This window comes from Parabacteroides leei (assembly GCF_023369805.1).
In the GTDB taxonomy this organism is placed as follows: Bacteria; Bacteroidota; Bacteroidia; order Bacteroidales; family Tannerellaceae; genus Parabacteroides; species Parabacteroides leei.
Genome location: NZ_JAMBQG010000002.1, coordinates 367,191 through 384,677, shown reverse-complemented (window position 1 = coordinate 384,677; position 17,487 = coordinate 367,191). Strand labels below are relative to the sequence as shown.

At 42.8% G+C, this 17,487-nt stretch carries 11 protein-coding genes and 4 tRNA genes; 10 read left to right on the top strand and 5 right to left on the bottom strand.

The genetic code is table 11. The annotated features are described in order from the left end of the window. Nucleotides 1-77: 77 nt before the first annotated feature. From M1P97_RS05275 to M1P97_RS05265, 3 genes are all read left to right on the top strand, one after another. Nucleotides 78-152, top strand: a tRNA-Val gene (locus tag M1P97_RS05275). Nucleotides 153-179: 27 nt separating this feature from the next. Then, nucleotides 180-254 (top strand) — tRNA-Val (locus tag M1P97_RS05270). Nucleotides 255-281: 27 nt separating this feature from the next. After that, a tRNA-Val gene (locus M1P97_RS05265) sits at nt 282-356 on the top strand. 61 nt (nt 357-417) lie between these two features. Here the strand turns inward: M1P97_RS05265 and M1P97_RS05260 are convergent. Next, nucleotides 418-858: a DoxX family protein gene (locus M1P97_RS05260; RefSeq protein ID WP_249388564.1), complete on the bottom strand. Its 441-nt coding sequence runs from the start codon at nt 856-858 to the stop codon at nt 418-420. Nucleotides 859-1,510: 652 nt separating this feature from the next. Here M1P97_RS05260 and M1P97_RS05255 point away from each other — a divergent pair. After that, nucleotides 1,511-1,912, top strand: a complete 402-nt coding sequence (locus M1P97_RS05255; RefSeq protein ID WP_195370767.1) for a DUF5053 domain-containing protein — start codon at nt 1,511-1,513, stop codon at nt 1,910-1,912. Between the two features lie 71 nt (nt 1,913-1,983). Here the strand turns inward: M1P97_RS05255 and M1P97_RS05250 are convergent. Further along, nucleotides 1,984-2,056, bottom strand: a tRNA-Arg gene (locus M1P97_RS05250). Nucleotides 2,057-2,283: 227 nt separating this feature from the next. On the opposite strand from M1P97_RS05250, the gene asnA reads away from it, so the two are divergent. Together asnA and M1P97_RS05240 are read left to right on the top strand one after the other, a co-directional pair. Next, nucleotides 2,284-3,321 carry an aspartate--ammonia ligase gene (asnA, locus tag M1P97_RS05245; protein ID WP_075556114.1) on the top strand — a complete coding sequence of 346 codons (1,038 nt, stop codon included), beginning with the start codon at nt 2,284-2,286 and terminating at the stop codon, nt 3,319-3,321. A 9-nt stretch (nt 3,322-3,330) separates the two neighbouring features. Continuing rightward, on the top strand, nt 3,331-3,993 hold the full coding sequence (locus tag M1P97_RS05240; protein WP_129729552.1) for a uracil-DNA glycosylase: 663 nt from the start codon (nt 3,331-3,333) through the stop codon (nt 3,991-3,993). A 76-nt stretch (nt 3,994-4,069) separates the two neighbouring features. Here the strand turns inward: M1P97_RS05240 and M1P97_RS05235 are convergent, their stop codons facing one another. The 3 genes from M1P97_RS05235 to M1P97_RS05225 all read right to left on the bottom strand — a co-directional run bounded on the left by M1P97_RS05235 (nt 4,070) and on the right by M1P97_RS05225 (nt 7,788). After that, a complete protein-coding gene (locus M1P97_RS05235; protein ID WP_249388563.1) occupies nt 4,070-6,805 on the bottom strand; it encodes a putative LPS assembly protein LptD in 2,736 nt (911 codons plus the stop codon). An 85-nt stretch (nt 6,806-6,890) separates the two neighbouring features. After that, on the bottom strand, nt 6,891-7,433 hold the full coding sequence (locus M1P97_RS05230; RefSeq protein ID WP_195370761.1) for an HDIG domain-containing metalloprotein: 543 nt from the start codon (nt 7,431-7,433) through the stop codon (nt 6,891-6,893). 172 nt (nt 7,434-7,605) lie between these two features. Next, a complete protein-coding gene (locus tag M1P97_RS05225) occupies nt 7,606-7,788 on the bottom strand; it encodes a hypothetical protein (protein ID WP_195370759.1) in 183 nt (60 codons plus the stop codon). A 156-nt stretch (nt 7,789-7,944) separates the two neighbouring features. On the opposite strand from M1P97_RS05225, the gene M1P97_RS05220 reads away from it, so the two are divergent. The 4 genes from M1P97_RS05220 (at nt 7,945) to M1P97_RS05205 (ending at nt 17,486) form a co-directional block, all read left to right on the top strand. After that, nucleotides 7,945-9,144, top strand: coding sequence for an exo-beta-N-acetylmuramidase NamZ family protein (locus M1P97_RS05220; RefSeq protein WP_195370757.1), 1,200 nt, complete (start codon nt 7,945-7,947; stop codon nt 9,142-9,144). A 169-nt stretch (nt 9,145-9,313) separates the two neighbouring features. Further along, the gene (locus tag M1P97_RS05215) at nt 9,314-11,578 is read left to right on the top strand and encodes a sensor histidine kinase (protein ID WP_249388562.1); all 2,265 of its coding nucleotides are present in this window, start codon (nt 9,314-9,316) and stop codon (nt 11,576-11,578) included. A 613-nt stretch (nt 11,579-12,191) separates the two neighbouring features. Continuing rightward, nucleotides 12,192-15,479 (top strand): SusC/RagA family TonB-linked outer membrane protein, encoded by a 3,288-nt coding sequence (locus M1P97_RS05210; protein ID WP_249388561.1) that lies wholly within the window; start codon nt 12,192-12,194, stop codon nt 15,477-15,479. Nucleotides 15,480-15,500: 21 nt separating this feature from the next. Then, nucleotides 15,501-17,486, top strand: a complete 1,986-nt coding sequence (locus M1P97_RS05205; RefSeq protein WP_195370751.1) for a RagB/SusD family nutrient uptake outer membrane protein — start codon at nt 15,501-15,503, stop codon at nt 17,484-17,486. Nucleotide 17,487: the final 1 nt, after the last annotated feature.

Genomic DNA, 17,487 nt, shown 5'->3' with positions numbered 1-17,487 from the left:
TGGAGGTAATAAAAAAAGCCGTATCTTTGCAGCGCTTTAGAGAGATAAGGCGTACAAAACTTACTGAAGTAATGAAAGGGCGTTTAGCTCAGCTGGTTCAGAGCATCTGCCTTACAAGCAGAGGGTCGGCGGTTCGAATCCGTCAACGCCCACCTTTCATATCCAATTGATTTCAACTTGGGCGTTTAGCTCAGCTGGTTCAGAGCATCTGCCTTACAAGCAGAGGGTCGGCGGTTCGAATCCGTCAACGCCCACTCATTTATACCAAATTGATTTCAATCGGGCGTTTAGCTCAGCTGGTTCAGAGCATCTGCCTTACAAGCAGAGGGTCGGCGGTTCGAATCCGTCAACGCCCACTAAAAGAAAAGTCCGTTAGTCGAATGATTAACGGACTTTTTTTATTATATTACTTCATAATCATCTTTTCTTTTTCGACAACGGCACAGAGATAAACCTGTCTATTGAGAACTTACCCGGCCCGGTTATATACATTAGTATAAATACGACCAAATAAATAAAGGCAAGTTCTTTTACCGCAAAAGCATCATTTCCGTGAATAACGAAAAATGCCATACACATGGTAAAGATCATCGGTATCATAGCCAACCGATATAAGGCACCGAAGATAAAACCTATCGAACAAGCCAGTTCCCCAAATATAGCAAGTCCGAGTGAAACCTGACTACCAACTCCCAGCGGATCAGGGAATACGGCTGACATTTCCGAAAAATTAGTCCACTTCTGGATACCATGAGTTAACAACAATCCCCCGAAAAGAATACGTAACGCCAATAACAACAGTGAAATAGGTGTTCCATCCGGTTTAGACGGGAATAAAAATCTGTATATCGCCAACATATTATCTAGTTTTTACATAAGATTAATAACTATATATAAAACAAAAGAAGTAAAGAAATGTTCATTGCTTCCACTCCTTGTAACCTAATAGCTTTCTAACTACAAAGCTATTGGCTCCTAATTCAAAGATGCCTTTGTTTTACATTATCGTATGAAATCAAATTCATTAACCGTATCAAATCTCCGAAGTAGGATACTCGTTACTACAATTAAAAAGAAAGGAGCTCTATTATGACTGTCGAAGGAATTAAACAAACACCGTTATTGATTAAGAGTATCAAGATAATCCGGACATACTGAATCATCAATTGGAAACTTTTGATAAAGTAATATATCTGTTTAATTATTTGGATTAACCCTTGCACATAACCAAATGATTATGTATATTTACATTATCAGACAACACGAGTATTAATGTTAACCAAACTAAGATGGATGATATTCAAAAACTGGAATTTAAGATTGCTCAAGTTGAAGCCCGTATATATTCCTGAAAACGAAAAGTCACTGTACTTGAAATCGATCCTCATACAGATGAAATCGAAACTGACAAAATGCTAGATGAGATTTCAAAATTAAAAAATCGAATTGAAGAATTAAAAAAGAAAAAGTAATACTTCCCTTCCCCAGAGGGGATTTAAACCTATGCAATATGAGAACTTTAAAAGAAGACTTGAAAAAAATGGATAGCCTTACCGGAAAGGAGTTAGATTTATTCATGGATGAAATGAAGGCCCACTACACTTCACCGGAAGATAAAGAGGCCATCCGCAAACATCTGATAGAAGAACTTGCCGATATCAAGTCGGAAATAGCTGACATTGGCAAAGCGCTCACGATAAAAGAACAGCTAAAAGACATTTCCGAAGTTGTTTCCCTCTCTTACATTGCAAAAAAATATTTTGGTAAAAGCCGTGCTTGGCTATATCAGCGCATTAATGGTAATTCTATTAGAGGACAAGTGTATTCACTTAGCCCGGAAGAAATTGACATACTAAACTTTGCGTTACGCGATATCAGTAACAAAATAGGTTCATTATCCATCAAATGTTGATAGGCTAAGGATAAGTACGGAAACATAAAGGCGACATCCTTTACAGGGTGTCGCCTTTATAATTGCAACCGTGACCCGGGAGGGATTCAAACCCTCGACCTTCAGAACCGGAATCTGACGCTCTATTCACTAAGCTACCAGGCCAAAGACGATGCAAAAGTAAATATAATATCGCAGGAAAGCAAATGTAGCGGCTAAGAGTTTTTACAATCTTTCTTTTTCTGCTGTACAACACATGTTTTGATATTTTGCAATCTTCATTGCCATATATCCTGCCATTTTGCAAATAAAAAAGGCTTCTGCATTGCTATTTTACCATTAATAATTATCTTTGCCACGCATATTTTACAAACACAAAGCACAACAAGTATATGAGCTATTTAATTAAACCTGCAGGATACAAAGCTTTGCTTAACCTATCCCAGACAGAAATGGGGATTAAGAAAATCAAAGACTTTTTCCAGCAAAACTTATCTTCCGAACTACGGCTGCGCCGTGTTACGGCACCTTTGTTCGTTCTTAAAGGGATGGGAATCAACGATGACCTGAACGGGACTGAACGCGCCGTGACTTTCCCGATCAAAGACCTGAACGACTCAAAAGCCGAAATCGTACATTCACTGGCCAAGTGGAAACGTCTTACCCTGGCCGACTATAATATTGAAGAAGGCTACGGAATATATACCGATATGAACGCTATCCGTTCGGACGAAGAACTGGGTAACCTACATTCACTGTATGTAGACCAGTGGGACTGGGAACGGGTTATGAGCCCCAGTGAACGCAATATCGAATATCTGAAAGAGATCGTACGGCGTATTTATGCCGCTATGGTTCGCACCGAATATCTGGTTTACGAAATGTTCCCGAACATCCGACCGGCACTTCCGCAGCAGATTCATTTCATTCATTCCGAGGATTTATTGCAAAAATATCCTACCTTTACACCGAAAGAACGGGAAGACGCTATTTGCAAGGAATACGGAGCCGTATTTATTATCGGTATAGGATGTAAACTGAGCAACGGAGAGAAGCATGACGGACGTGCCCCGGACTACGACGACTGGTCGACTGTGGCTGAAAACGGCCAGACCGGACTGAATGGCGATTTGCTGGTTTGGGACGATGTGTTGAACCGCTCGCTTGAATTATCGTCTATGGGTATCCGTGTGGATAAAGAAGCTTTGGAACGTCAACTTAAGATCTCTAACGCCGAAGAAAAAAGAGAACTATACTTCCACAAACGCCTACTGAGCGGCGAATTGCCCCAGAGTATCGGTGGTGGTATCGGACAAAGTCGTCTGTGTATGTTCTATCTGCGCAAAGCACATATCGGAGAGATACAGGCAAGTATCTGGCCGGAAGAAATGCGTCAGGAAGCCCGTGCAGCAGGAATGCACTTGATATAATATAAAACTATGGATGTAAAGATCGAAGAAAGCTGGAAAGAACGGTTAGCTCCTGAATTTGAGAAAAGTTATTTTAATGAGTTGATCAACTTTGTAAAACAGGAATACCGTCAGGGAGCCGTATATCCTCCCGGACCTTATATCTTTAATGCTTTTGAACATTGCCCTTTTGAAAAGGTAAAAGTGGTTATACTGGGACAGGATCCTTATCACGAACCGGGACAAGCACATGGGCTTTGTTTCTCGGTGCAGGACGGAACGCCTTTCCCTCCTTCGCTGATCAATATATTCAAAGAAATAGAAAGCGACCTGGGCAAACCGATGCCCAACAGTGGAAATCTGTTGCGCTGGGCTGATCAGGGCGTGCTATTACTGAACGCAACTCTGACGGTTCGTGCACATCAGGCCGGTTCACACCAGAACAGAGGATGGGAGGCTTTCACCGACGCCGTTATCCACAAACTAGCCGAAGAACGCAGCCATATCGTTTATATCCTCTGGGGATCATACGCACAACGGAAAGGAGCTTTCATCGATGCTTCACGCAATATGATATTGAAGTCAGCACACCCTTCACCCCTTTCGGCTTATCGCGGCTTCTTCGGAAACAAGCATTTCAGTAAAGCAAATGATTACCTGATAGCGACAGGCCAGACACCTATCGAATGGTAACAGACTATGCAATATAAAAGAAAAGGCGATGAAGATCATTCATCGCCTTTTCTTTTATATCTAATCTTATCGGTTATTAATACCAGTTTTGTCCTTCACGTACATTACTGCTCTGGTTATACTTCAGGTCTTTCAACAGGGAAGAACTTACAGCGATAGAGAAGGTATACGATTTATACGGCCCTACCGGTACAAAACTTGCAGACATCTGGAAACAGTGCAGATTACGGGTGACATTACAAGTCATGAACGAGATCTTGTTATTGTCGAAGTCGTAAGTGGCATTGAAGTTAAAACTCCAGTTCTTGGTCGGTTGGATATTTCCGTTAAAACTCAATGCATGCGTCAGTTTATACTTATACTCCAACTTGCTAGGATCGAAGTCTCCGTAACGCAACTGCATACTGTAATTGAATGACAAACTCCATGGGATCTTAGTGATCAGATAGCCATCCGGGTCATACTCGCCGGTATCTTTCTTCTTTCCACGCAGACGACCGCCTTCCTTCTCTTCCGGTGGGTTGGCATCATCGGGATTCTCAGCTGTAAGGTCTTCGAGTTCGCCATCGCCGATATTTTCTTCCGGAATGTTACTGTCGGTTCCACCTCCGAACCATTTTTTAAAGGTATCGTTATTGAAGGTATAAGAGAAGCTGGTTCCGGTATTACGTAAACGGCCGATACCTTTTCCAGCTTTCCAACGTGGTATATCTACCCTGACAGGGTTACCCTTACTGTCCGCTCTGTAAGTATAGGTATCAAAGGTTCCGTTCAGGTTCAAGGTATAGCTTTTCGAAAACTTAAGACGTAAACCGACAGACAGGTCACTCCATTTAAAGGAGTCGGCAGCCATATTATAACTCATTCCCAACGATAGCTTATCGATCAGGCTGATCTTTCGGAAACCGGTAGTGTCACGATCGGATTTGATTTTCATTTCGACATTGTTATCCAACGTAAAGTTCAAGCTACCCTGCTTTCCATTAGGGATAGAACCGTTATGCGCGAAAGGAGAATAGACATAATCGATCGGATCGCCGTTCGCATCGATATACTGGTAATGATCGTAGAAGCCGAAAAGACTTCCCCCAAAGTCGGGAGCTGCACTAATGCTGACAGACGGCTCAAAGCGGTGACGGATCATCTGCACCTTATCTCCCAGAAAAGGAAGCGGTTTATAGAAACCATATAAGGTTGTTGAAGCAGATACAGATGCGTTATAATTGTAGATACGATAAAATCCGTAGGTTGTATCACGGTCAACCAAACGATTCAATCCCGGATCGAACTGTTTCGTGATCTTACTGGTATACCAGCTTTCCTTATAATTAAATGAAGGAGATATATTGATATACTTGAATGCCGTAAAAGTAGCACTGACCGGAATACTATGCTCCATCGAGTTCTTCCAGTCCTTGATAAGATTCGACTTGAACAATAAGTTTTCCTTTGTTGTGATGCTATTCTTGAAATAGCCGGAATAACTCATCGAAATCTTTTCATACCAACGTTCTTTTCCGACAGGGTTCTTACGCTTAAACGGAAAAATACGGCTCAATGTGATCGTCAGGTTAGGTAAGGTGACTGCGATGGACGAATCTCTGGATGACTGGTTGACATTCATTGTCGCCGAAAGAGAAAGCGGGTTATTCGGAAAACGTTGTGTTATATTGATACTCGAACCTTTTGTATTCGAGATAGCATCCGTGTTATTCGCATTTAAGAAACCGTTCGCTTTATTACGGTCGAAACTACTGGTCGAGAAATTCACACTGGCGGAGAAAGTACGGTACGGATTTGCTTTCGGGTCTTGCGAGTGTGTCCAGTTCAACCGGAAGTCTTTATTCAAGCTATAGTCGGGAAGCCCTTTATCACCAAACTTCGTTACCTGGTAAGCGGCATTGAAATTACCCGAGAACAGGTATCTTTTCCTATAAGAGGATTGCGCCTGAAGCCCCCATGAACCTTTGGTATATATCTCACCGGTAACAGCCAGGTCGATATAATCGCTTAAGGCAAAGTAATATCCCCCGTCACGCAAACCGAACCCACGATTGGAGTCGTCGGCATACGTCGGCATAATCACACCGGATGAATAAGTACTCGAGAAAGGGAAGAAACAAAAAGGCAATCCGATCGGATATAGCGGCACGTCTTCAATAACCATATAAACAGGACCTGTAACGATATTCTTTTTAGGCCGGACCTTTGCTTTGGTCATCTGAATATAGAAGTGAGGATGATCGTGTTCATCGCAAGTCGTATATTTACCGCCTACCATGTTCAATACATCGTCGTCCATCTTCTTTGTACGACCGGCAGTTACATACCCTTCCCCTTGCTGGGTAATCACATCGGTGATATATCCTTTCCGGGTCGTAAAGTTATAACGCATCGTCTTCGATTCATACTCCTGATCGCCATCCTTGAACAAAGGATAACCGAACTCGTCACCGATCGAATCGAGGCCGAACTTCGCGAATACCAGACTGCTGTCCATATTCATCTCGATCACTTCCGCCTGTAGTCCGATTTGCTGGTACTTAACATCGCCTTCACCGTACAGATAAGCCCAGTTACCTGCAGTCATTACGATAGAGTCTTTAGCCTGGTAAGCCACAGGAGCATCCAGGCCGGTCTGCTTCTTGGGAACAGTATCAGAAGCTAAGACTGTACTGTCGGTCGCAACAGGGACTATGGTATCCCCAACAACAGCCAACACAGTATCCGTCGGGGCAACCAGCTCCTGCGAATACATCATCAAAGCCCCGGCGAGGAAATATAATAGGATAATTAAGCCTCTGTATTTCATTAATTAAGTTGACAAGTGCCGGTTGAGCCTCAACCGGTCCGTTACAGCATGCAAATGTATAACAAATTAATGAGCCCTTCTGCTTTTATTCCCCTAAAAAGAGTTTACACCAGTTATCAAAACGTATAACGGTCTCCTCGCCATACTTTACAAGACCTTGTTTTACCTTCTCGACCGGCTTCTCCTTATCTAATTTCGTCTTACTGTAAAATTTATCGGCGAAGCAGATCAACTGTTCTTCCAACGATACCGGCACCATCACCCGACTAGGCAACGGCAGATGTCTTTCCTCTATCATTTCCTGGGTGATGCCCGTACCCGTATGCCGTTCGCAAACCAAGGCATGACGCGGGAAACCTTCTTTCCGCATCAGGTCGGCTCCTAAATAGCCATGACAGATGTATTCGGCAGAACCGTGGCAATCTATCTCCGGTGCATTACACAGGAATATACCGATGTCGTGAAGCATGGCTGCTTCCTCTATAAACGGAATATCAAGTTCCATTTCCGGATGCAGACGGGCAAGACTCAGCGCTTTGTCTGTCACGCTACGGCTATGTGTTACTAAGATATGCCAGGCATCCGACTCTGCCGGATAATACTTTGAAATAATATCAAGAGGATTCATTTTTATTTACACTTTACATTCAGATCGCAAAGATACATAATTTACTCTTTGACATCCTCAAATATTTCCCTTGAGATCAGTGCTTGCTTCTCCCTGTCACAATTTTGTTTCATACTAGTGAAACAGTTGTTCCATCAGGGTGAAACAGTTGTTTCACTAGCATGAAACAAAATCATCCACGGCTCCCCAGACTATCTTCATCGGGATTTATTTCTCGTACCGCTTCTTTTACTTCCTGCTTTGTAACCTTCCCGTCGGTAGCCACCTGCTGTACCGGATAACGCTCATCTTTACGATCCAACACCAGAGCTTCTGTCTTTGCTTTGTCCTTGATTTTAGGTAATCTCGTTGCCATATAATTATTTATTAATGTTTATGTCATTTCAACAGAACAAAGAAGCGGATGGTTCATCCGAAACATGTTAAATCTAAACACTTTTAATTCTTTCCATAGCTTTAATGATGCGAACATTTGCTACTTTTGCATCCAAGATATATTAGGAAACAGATTATGAAAACAGTTTTCAGACTTACACTTTGGCTACTAAGCATGATGTTTTTGCCCGAAATTCAAGCGACTACTCCACAGGCTCCCTTGATACTCGGTGCCGAACGATTAGACGTAGTGACCCGCCTGTTGCAGGATAAACAAGTCGGGCTGGTTGTTAACCAAACTTCTATCCTCGAGAAACAGCAGAAGCATCTGTTGGATGCCTTACTGGAGCAAGGTATCCAGGTAAAAAAAGTATTTGCTCCCGAACATGGTTTCAGAGGTACCGCAGATGCCGGAGCCGATATTAAAGACAGCCGCGACCTGAAGACCGGTATCCCTATTATATCTATCTACGGAAAAAATAAAAAGCCGACAGCCGAACAATTGCAAGGACTGGATGTGATCGTATTCGACATACAGGATGTAGGAGTCCGCTTTTATACTTACATAAGCACGATGCATTATGTGATGGAGGCTTGTGCCGAAAACGGAGTAGAGTTTATCGTGCTCGACCGCCCCAACCCGAATGATTTCGTAGACGGACCGATCCGCAAAAAAGGATTCGAGTCATTTGTCGGTGTAGATCCTCTTCCTATATTACACGGCCTGACGGTTGGCGAACTGGCCTGGATGATAAACAGCGAAGGATGGCTGAAAAGTTCACCCGACAGTTGCAAGCTACATATTGTCAAGATGGAGAACTGGCGGCATGGAGATCCTTACTGGTTACCGGTCAAGCCCTCTCCTAACCTGCCTAACGACCAGTCGATCCGCCTCTATCCCTCGCTCTGCTTCTTCGAAGCTACAAATATCAGTATCGGACGCGGTACTTATTACCCATTCCAGGTAATCGGTTTTCCGGACAGGAAGTACGGGGACTTCTCCTTTACTCCGGTGTCGCTTCCCGGGTTCGATACCAATCCCTTGCAAAAAAACAAAGAGTGCTACGGTATAGATCTACGGGAATATCCTTTTGAAGGCGGGTTGAGCTTACGCTTCTTCCTCGACTTCTATAATAAAGCCGGAAAAGACCAGGCCTTCTTCTTCTCACGTCCCCAATGGTTCGATTTACTGGCAGGTACTAAAGAGCTCAGATACCAAATTGTGAGAGGACTATCGGAAGAAGAAATACGGGAAAGCTGGAAACCGGAACTGGACAGTTACAAACAGACAAGAAAAAAATATCTGCTCTATCCGGATTATCCTGAAAAAAAATAACTATTCCCTAAGAACCGTTGATTTTGTTCACCTTTTAATTATCTTTGCGTGCAATTACAGAAAGAATAAACACAGTGTTATACTTCGGTCCGGTTGGCCATGTATAACACTGTGCATTATATAAGCAAACTAATAGAATAGGGTAAAGCTATTTAACAGGATATATTTCTTGAAAAATTTTATACAAATACTGACTTTCCTTCTTTTATGTATGTCGATGACAGAGGTAGGAGTATTAAAAGCACATACAAATGAGCCTTTATACAAAGTATTGGTAATACACTCCTATACAAAAGATCTTGTCACCTACTCCAAATTCAGCAACCTGGTTTCAGAAAAGCTGAAACAAAAGAAGATCAATACCGATGTCCGTACATTCTATCTGGATAGCGAACGCTACAATGAGGCTGAGGAGAATGCAAGGATGTATCAGTATCTCGACTCGATAAAACATTGGAACCCGGATATCATACTTGTAAATGACGACCAGGCTACTTATACCCTGATGGCTTGCAATCACCCGCTGGGAAAAAACAGGCCTGTTGTCTTTTCCGGTGTGAACTTCCCGAATTACTCCTTACTGGAGCAACACCCGAATTTCTGCGGATTTTGGGATAAACCGGATTATATAACGACCATTGAACTGATAGAGAAACTATACGGATCGTCAAATATACTTTTCTTCAAGCATGCACGCTTTATGGGAAGAGAATCGTTCAAGACCATCCAGGAGGAAGTGAAAGGCACAGGCAGAACCATACGGATCGGCCTATTTCATCAAAAGAAAAATGAATATCCGGAAGATATCTGCCACGGTGAACCGGGAAAGTCTATTTTATTCACCACAGAAACAGCTTACCTTTCCGCAAAAGGATTATTGGCCATCTTTCAAAGTAAACCATATACCGCCTGCCTGCAAATCATCCTCGACTTTGATGTGTTAACCATCGGACGCTTGGCCAATGTTCCGAATTTCACCGTGATCAATAACGGGTTCAATGATGGCAAAGGTATTACAGGCGGATATTTTACCACACTGGAGATACAGACCGATATCGTATCGGAAAGAGCTGCCGCCATTATCAACGGAAAAAAGCCGTCTGCCTTTCCTATGGTGGAAAGCCCGAAAGTATATGCGTTCGACTGGGATGAAATGCTGCGTTTCAATATAAAAACGAGTGACCTGCCGGCAGATAGTATTATTTATAACCAGCCATTCTACGAACGATATCAAAAGGCAATGATTATCGGAACTATTCTCTTCCTTGTTCTGATCATCTACATCATTACTCAATTATTCTACCTGTACAGAAGCGAATCCAAACGGAAACGACTGGTACAGACAAATCTGATAAAAGAACGGCGTTTCCTCCGTTTAGCTATGGAAGGTGGAAATACATACGCCTGGCGACTGGAGAACGGAGTGTTCATTTTTGAAAATGATTTCTTTACGGCAAATCAGATACAACCGCGTGAAATGCCTCTTGCCGAATTGTTATCCTTAACACATCCGGACGACCAGGAGCATCTAAGTTGTCATATCCGGGATATAAACTCCGGGATATGGGAAGAAACGACCATTCAATGCCGTTTTAACTTCAGCGGAAAAAAATACAGTTGGTGGGAATTACGTTACAATCACGGAGAAGATAAATTAGAACCGGATCAAGCCGTGATTGGTCTCTGCCTGAACATACAGTCTTTCAAGGAAAAGGAACAAAAGCTCATTGTCCTGCAGGAGAAAGCAGAAGAGGCCAATAAGATGAAATCGGCTTTCCTGGCCAATATGAGTCATGAAATACGAACACCTTTGAATGCCATTGTCGGCTTCTCGAACCTTTTGCAGGAAGAAACGGATCTGTCTGAAGAAGAAAAAGAGGTATTCAAAGACACGATCAACAAAAACAGTAATCTGCTATTGAAACTGATCAACGACATCCTGGAACTATCACGCATCGAATCGGGCCGTATGAGTTTCACTTTCGAGACATTCAAACTGAATGACCTGGTAGATGAAATTTATCAGACACATCATCTATTGATCCCTGCACATATCCAGTTTATAAAAAATGTTCCGGAAGTTCCCGTCGAGGTATATGCAGACCGTTTCCGGTTAACCCAGGTGATCACGAACTTCATAAACAATGCTGTCAAATTCACGAAGAGCGGATACATCAAATTGGGATACAATTATAACCTGAATGAGAAACAGGTGTACATCTACGTGGAAGATACAGGTATAGGCATGTCACAGAGTGCACTCGATAAAGTGTTCGAACGATTCTACAAACAAGATGAATTTGCACAAGGAACCGGCCTCGGACTCTCTATCTGCAAGACCATAGCTGAACGATTGAAAGGGGATATACAGGTTAGTTCCGCACAAGGCAAAGGCAGTCGCTTTACACTGAAGATACCTGCCAAACAGATATAAAAAGAAAGCCAGCCCCCATGAAAAAATATTTCCCGAAATATTGCAACTATCATCAAAGCCACAAAAAGACAAAACTTACACAACATATATCAATAAGAATAAACGCATAACTAAAAATGTAAAAACTAGTTTCACTCACAAAATTTTACGACAAACAATAATCAAACGAATTTACGCTAATTGTACATTATAAATATCTGAATCTTAAGACGGATCGCTAGAGTTATTTGATATTGTTTCTTATGGGAAAAGACAGAAAAAATATTTTATAATTAATCTTAGTCCATAGAGAACTATGGTTATCATTTTGCAAATATTATAAAATAATTCGATATATAGCGTACAAAATTAAACTTTTATTTCACATAACCCGTTTTTGACCACAAATAAAAGTCGATAAATACGGCTTTTTCTTAGAATAATTTAGACCGTGAACCTAATACGCCATAGTTCTCTATGAACTAATTAAAACTAATATTATATGGCAACAACAATTGAATTCAGTTTTACTACCAACTCGTTAGGTGTAGACGGACGATGATCGGAAAACTCCGAAACAACATTGATATTTTTTACCTATTACATAATTAATAACAAACTAAAAACGCACATTATGCTAAAAAACTTCAAACCGGTTGGTTTAATGTTGGTTGCAGGCATATTATGTTCTCCCGAGAGCATAAAAGCCGACACAACACCCATTAGACCGAGCGTGAGCATTTCCCAGCAAAACGGGAAAGTAACAGGTACAGTAGAAGATGAATTCGGCCCCGTAACCGGAGCCTCTGTCATTGTGAAAGGAACCACAAACGGTATTATTACTGACCTTGACGGTCGATTTACCCTCGAAGACGTGAAGGTCGGAAGTGTCATTCAAATTTCTTTCGTAGGTTATACCACACAGGAAATCAAGTACACAGGACAAGCCTCCATTAACGTAAAGTTAATAGAAGACTCACAAGCCCTGGACGAAGTCGTTGTCACCGGTTTTAGCGGTGTCCAAAAGACAAAGACGTTAACGGCTGCTGCTGTTAACGTTAAAATCGAATCGATCGCAAAACTACCGGTTACCTCTCCCAGTGACGGATTAGGAGGTCGTGTATCCGGTATTATTTCCCAGGCACGTTCGGGAGCTCCGGGCGAAACTTCCAAAATCTGGATCCGCGGTGGTAGCAATATCTTATACGTAATCGATGACGTGGTGATGGAAACCAGCCAGGGTGAAGTATTCTTCAACCGTTTGCGCCCGGACGATATAGCCTCCATGAGTATCCTGAAAGATGCTTCGGCCACAGCGGTATACGGCCCCCGTGCAAGCGACGGTGTTGTGGTGGTCACCACCAAGAAAGGACAGGAAGGCCAGTTGGAAATATCGGTAAGTCAGAAAATGACCGTGATGACCCCTTCTTACAGGCCCAAAGCGATGAGTACCTGGGATTATGTAAACATGAAAAACGATCTGTATGCAGCCAGTATGGCCGAAAGTCCCGCTTTCAACGCAACGGAAATGTCTAAATATTACATGGGGTATTTGAATTCGCAAGGACATAATCGCCAGGAAATTACCGACATGGTCAATCAAAAATACGCTTTAGGATACTCACTTGGTGATATAAACGATTTGTTCAATCCGTTCGTTACTCAAGGAAAGGATATCGAAAACTATTATGGTGACTATGATGCCTGGGATTTCTTTAATCATACCCAGCCGATGACTCAAACGAACCTTAGTGTGCGCGGAGGTAGCGAAAGGGTAAGATATTACTCTAGTCTGGGTTATATGAAACAATCCGGTATCAGCGATTCTTACGATTACGAACAGTACAACGCGATTGTCAATACAGATGCTTACCTGCTGAAAGACAAGAGCCTGAGATTCACGCTGAACCTAAATGGCGTGATGGCCAAAAAGAAGCAACCACAGGGGGGTGACGGCATCTTCAACTCTGTCTTGATTGAAGGAAACGAAATGCACAGAATACCACAAAACTGGACAACCGGTCTGGAAAGAGCCGGAGGGTTGGACGCGCGCTTGCGTACCGGATTCAACAATACGGATGACTACCGGCTACAGTCGAACATCGGTTTAAAATGGAGTTTACCATGGGTAGAGGGATTATCTGTCAGCGGTAGTGTCAACTTCAATTACAGTAACTCGATGAACAAAAGCTTTAGTCACCCGGAAGTCGGCGTATACTCCAGCCCTTATGCAACACAGGAAAACAGTTATAACCCGAATGATGCCAATTTATCTCAAACATGGGACAACTACTCACTGACGACAGGTATCCTGCAAGCAGATTACAACCGGTCTTTCGGCAAACATAATCTGACTGCCATGATCAACTATACGAGTCAAAAGCGCAGAACAAACTCGACCATGGCAAAGAAATATGGCTACCCAAGCATTTATAATCCGCAGATAGAGGCCGGAGCGACAATGCAGGAAATGAAAGGGACAGAAGGACTATGGGGATCGGCATCCTATGTTGGGCGTATCACTTACGACTACGACAGCAAATATCTGCTACAATTAAGTGCCAATTACAACGGTTCGTTATGCTACCATCCGGATAAACGCTGGGGATTTTTCTATGCAGCATCTGCCGGTTGGGTGTTGACGGAAGAAGAGTTCATCAAAGACATTATCGATAAAGACTGGATCAGCATGTTTAAGATTCGAGGCGGTTACGGAGTTGTAGGCCAGGAGCTGGCAAGCCCGTTCAGCTATATGAATCAATACGGACTATCCAAAAACGATAGCAAAGCAAACAATATCCTCCTGGGAGAAAACATGAATTCCAATTCGGTTTGGACTGAAACAAATGTTTCCAGCAACCTTACCTGGGGTGAATCGCAACAAATCAGTGGTGGTGTCGACTTCGGATTCTTTAAAGACCGTTTGACAGGCTCGTTCGATACTTATCTGTATCTGAATAAAGGGGAAGAAATAGACATGAATCCAGAAATAACCTATACACCTATTTTAGGTCTGCCCAATACGCCCAAAATGAATGCACCTTATGTAACCAATCACAAAGGCGGTGTTGAATTTTCTTTAAATTGGAGCGATCGCATCGGCGATTTTACCTATAGAATCGGTGGAAACTATACCTATTGGGAACAAGTGGCGGTAAGGCACGCCAAACAATCGGAAAGCTACTATTATCCCAACTTAAACGATCTGGGTAAGAACAATGTACAAGATACATACTCGCAATCCTGGAAAACAAATGGTTTGTTTACCTCATATCAGGACATGTATAATTCATATATGCACTTCGGACGCAACCACGCATTAGGAACCTTCCGTATGCTGGATATCAATGGTGACGGTGTGTTAAATGGCGGCGACCAGGTAATAGAAGAAAGAGGGGGTATAGTTCCTCAATCTCTTTACGGAATCACATTAGGAGTGGGTTGGAAAGATTTTAGTTTTGAAGTATTCTTTCAGGGAGCAGGCAATGTGACAGGTGATGTCACTTCACCGGCCCGTTCACAACAGGACTACTACTGGCATTATGGCAAATACCTGTATCCGGAATCATATACCCCAAGTAATCCTATTACCAATAAACTTCCATTGCCTACCAACTCGACTTATGGCTGGGGATACAATTATGTCGATGCCTGGGTATACGACGCTTCTTATCTGAAACTGAAAAACATCAGTGTCAGCTACGACCTGAAACGCCGGGTTCTCAAAAACATAAGCTATATCAAAGGCTTGCAGGTTAATTTTGTAGCCAATAATGTCTGCACCTGGGTAAAGAAAGGAAATCCGTTCCACAATTTAACCGACCCTGAATACTTGCCGGCTAACTCTATCTGGGGAGGCAACAAACTGGGTAGTTATCCTACACAACGTTCATTCACACTGAGCGCAACATTAACATTGTAATCACATTATAACATAAGAAAAATGAAGAAATTAAATATATTAGCGTTATGCACTGCGGTTTGTCTCTCCAGTTGTGACCCGCTGGGAATCGAACCGACCACCAGTGTATTCGAAGATCAATTCTGGGCAAACGCACAGTTATCGCGTACTTTCGTCAATCAATTCTATTTATGGGGGCCTGCCGGAGCTAACCAGGCATTCCAGGCCGAGCAATGGTCGGACAATGCATGTGGTAATATAGACCGCGACCAGAATACATTCCGTCAATACGACTATAACGGCAGACGGTATGACGAAATGAACAGTGCTGGTATAGTCGGAGCCCCCTGGGGGGATGGATACAAACGGATACGTCAAACGAATCTGGCCATCGAGCGCATTCCGGAAGTACCCAACATCACTGAAGAAGAATCAAGTCAGCTATTAGCAGAAAGTTATGCATTTCGTGCCCTGTACTATGCCGATATGGAAAGATATTGGGGTATCATGCCGATCATCACCAATACAATGACTATCTTCGATGAAACAATGCTTCCTCAAAACAGTCGTGAAGAGGTATTCGATCAAATCCTAAGCGATTATGACAAAGCTTTGGAGTTATTCAAAAAAGCATCGGTTAAACCGACTCTGGGTTTGCTTAATGAAAATGCTGTACAGGTACTGAAATCACGCAGTGCATTAGCTGCAGCCTGTGCGGCCGAAGCATCAGCCAAAGGACTATATGATCAGTTGGCCGGTTCTGTCGAAAGCAAAACACTTTATAAGTTCACGAAAGATGCCGGGCATTATTATCAAATGGCTTATGAAGCAGCTAAATCAGTGATAGGCAAATATGAGTTGGAATCCGATTATGCCAAGCTGTTTAACACATCCAACGGTCATACGTCGGTAGAATCTATCTGGCCCGTCATGTTCAACGAATCAAACAGGTCAGGTTTCAACCCCGGCTATTACTCACATCCGGTTTCCTGGGCTAAAATGTACGGAGGTACAACCGACTTCAATCCGGACTGGGATGGTGGACGCGGAGGTGCATACCCAACTCAGGACCTGGTAGATTGCTACTACCAGAAAGATAAAGCGACCGGCAAATGGATGCAATGGTGGAAAACAACCCAGTCGAAAGAACTCGGGCTAACCCAAAATGACCAGGGACAATTCACCGCAACCAGCGAAAACTACCTCGATATGTATACCGACCGGGACAAACGTTTTTATGCAACTATCCTCCACGACAGCACCTACTATGCCGGTGCCGAGCATGAAAGATACCTGATCCGTACCTGGATCGACTTTTCGGAACCGACTAAATCGGAGAAATACAGTTCTTTGGGAACCTATTTCAAACACACTGAAAAGTTAGACATCACCGGAGGAGCCCAATCAACGGTTACAAGCTATTATGCCGCTAAATATACTATCGGACGTTTCAACGAAAACGGAACTGTCAACGGCACACAGTCACCCTCCTGCTATTTTATGGTCCGTTATGCGGAAGCATTATTGAATTATGCCGAAGCTGCTTATAAACTGGGAGGTAAAGAAAATGAAACGTTAGATGCTATCAATCAGATTCGTAACCGTGCAGGTCTCGATAACTTCGAGGCATCGGTAGTAGGTCACGACCTGTGGGAAGAATACAAATTACAACGCCGTATCGAGTTTGCATTCGAAGTGCCCGGGCACCGCTACTTCGACCTGCTCAGGTGGGGAGAGTCGGAAGGTAAAACTGTTATCGACGAATTAAACAAAAACTCCAGAGGTATGTTTATTTTCCGTAAAGGAATTGAAAGTGAAGAAGTAGGCCTTAACGGATACTTGGCACCCAAAAGTGACCCTAAATACTTTACTCCTTATTTCTACGTTCGCACGATTGATCAAAGTGTATATTATGATCGTAAATTCGATGATGCCGTATTCTACAAACTACCTTTTTCACGCTCCACTTTGGAAGTGAATCGCAATTTTGTTCAAAATCCGGGATGGGAAAACAGAAGCTATCAATAAT

Coding starts and splice junctions, on each gene's coding strand:
- M1P97_RS05260 (WP_249388564.1), bottom strand. CDS start 858: ATGTTGGCGATATACAGATTTTTATTCCCGTCTAAACCGGATGGAACA.
- M1P97_RS05255 (WP_195370767.1), top strand. CDS start 1,511: ATGAGAACTTTAAAAGAAGACTTGAAAAAAATGGATAGCCTTACCGGA.
- asnA (WP_075556114.1), top strand. CDS start 2,284: ATGAGCTATTTAATTAAACCTGCAGGATACAAAGCTTTGCTTAACCTA.
- M1P97_RS05240 (WP_129729552.1), top strand. CDS start 3,331: ATGGATGTAAAGATCGAAGAAAGCTGGAAAGAACGGTTAGCTCCTGAA.
- M1P97_RS05235 (WP_249388563.1), bottom strand. CDS start 6,805: ATGAAATACAGAGGCTTAATTATCCTATTATATTTCCTCGCCGGGGCT.
- M1P97_RS05230 (WP_195370761.1), bottom strand. CDS start 7,433: ATGAATCCTCTTGATATTATTTCAAAGTATTATCCGGCAGAGTCGGAT.
- M1P97_RS05225 (WP_195370759.1), bottom strand. CDS start 7,788: ATGGCAACGAGATTACCTAAAATCAAGGACAAAGCAAAGACAGAAGCT.
- M1P97_RS05220 (WP_195370757.1), top strand. CDS start 7,945: ATGAAAACAGTTTTCAGACTTACACTTTGGCTACTAAGCATGATGTTT.
- M1P97_RS05210 (WP_249388561.1), top strand. CDS start 12,192: ATGCTAAAAAACTTCAAACCGGTTGGTTTAATGTTGGTTGCAGGCATA.
- M1P97_RS05205 (WP_195370751.1), top strand. CDS start 15,501: ATGAAGAAATTAAATATATTAGCGTTATGCACTGCGGTTTGTCTCTCC.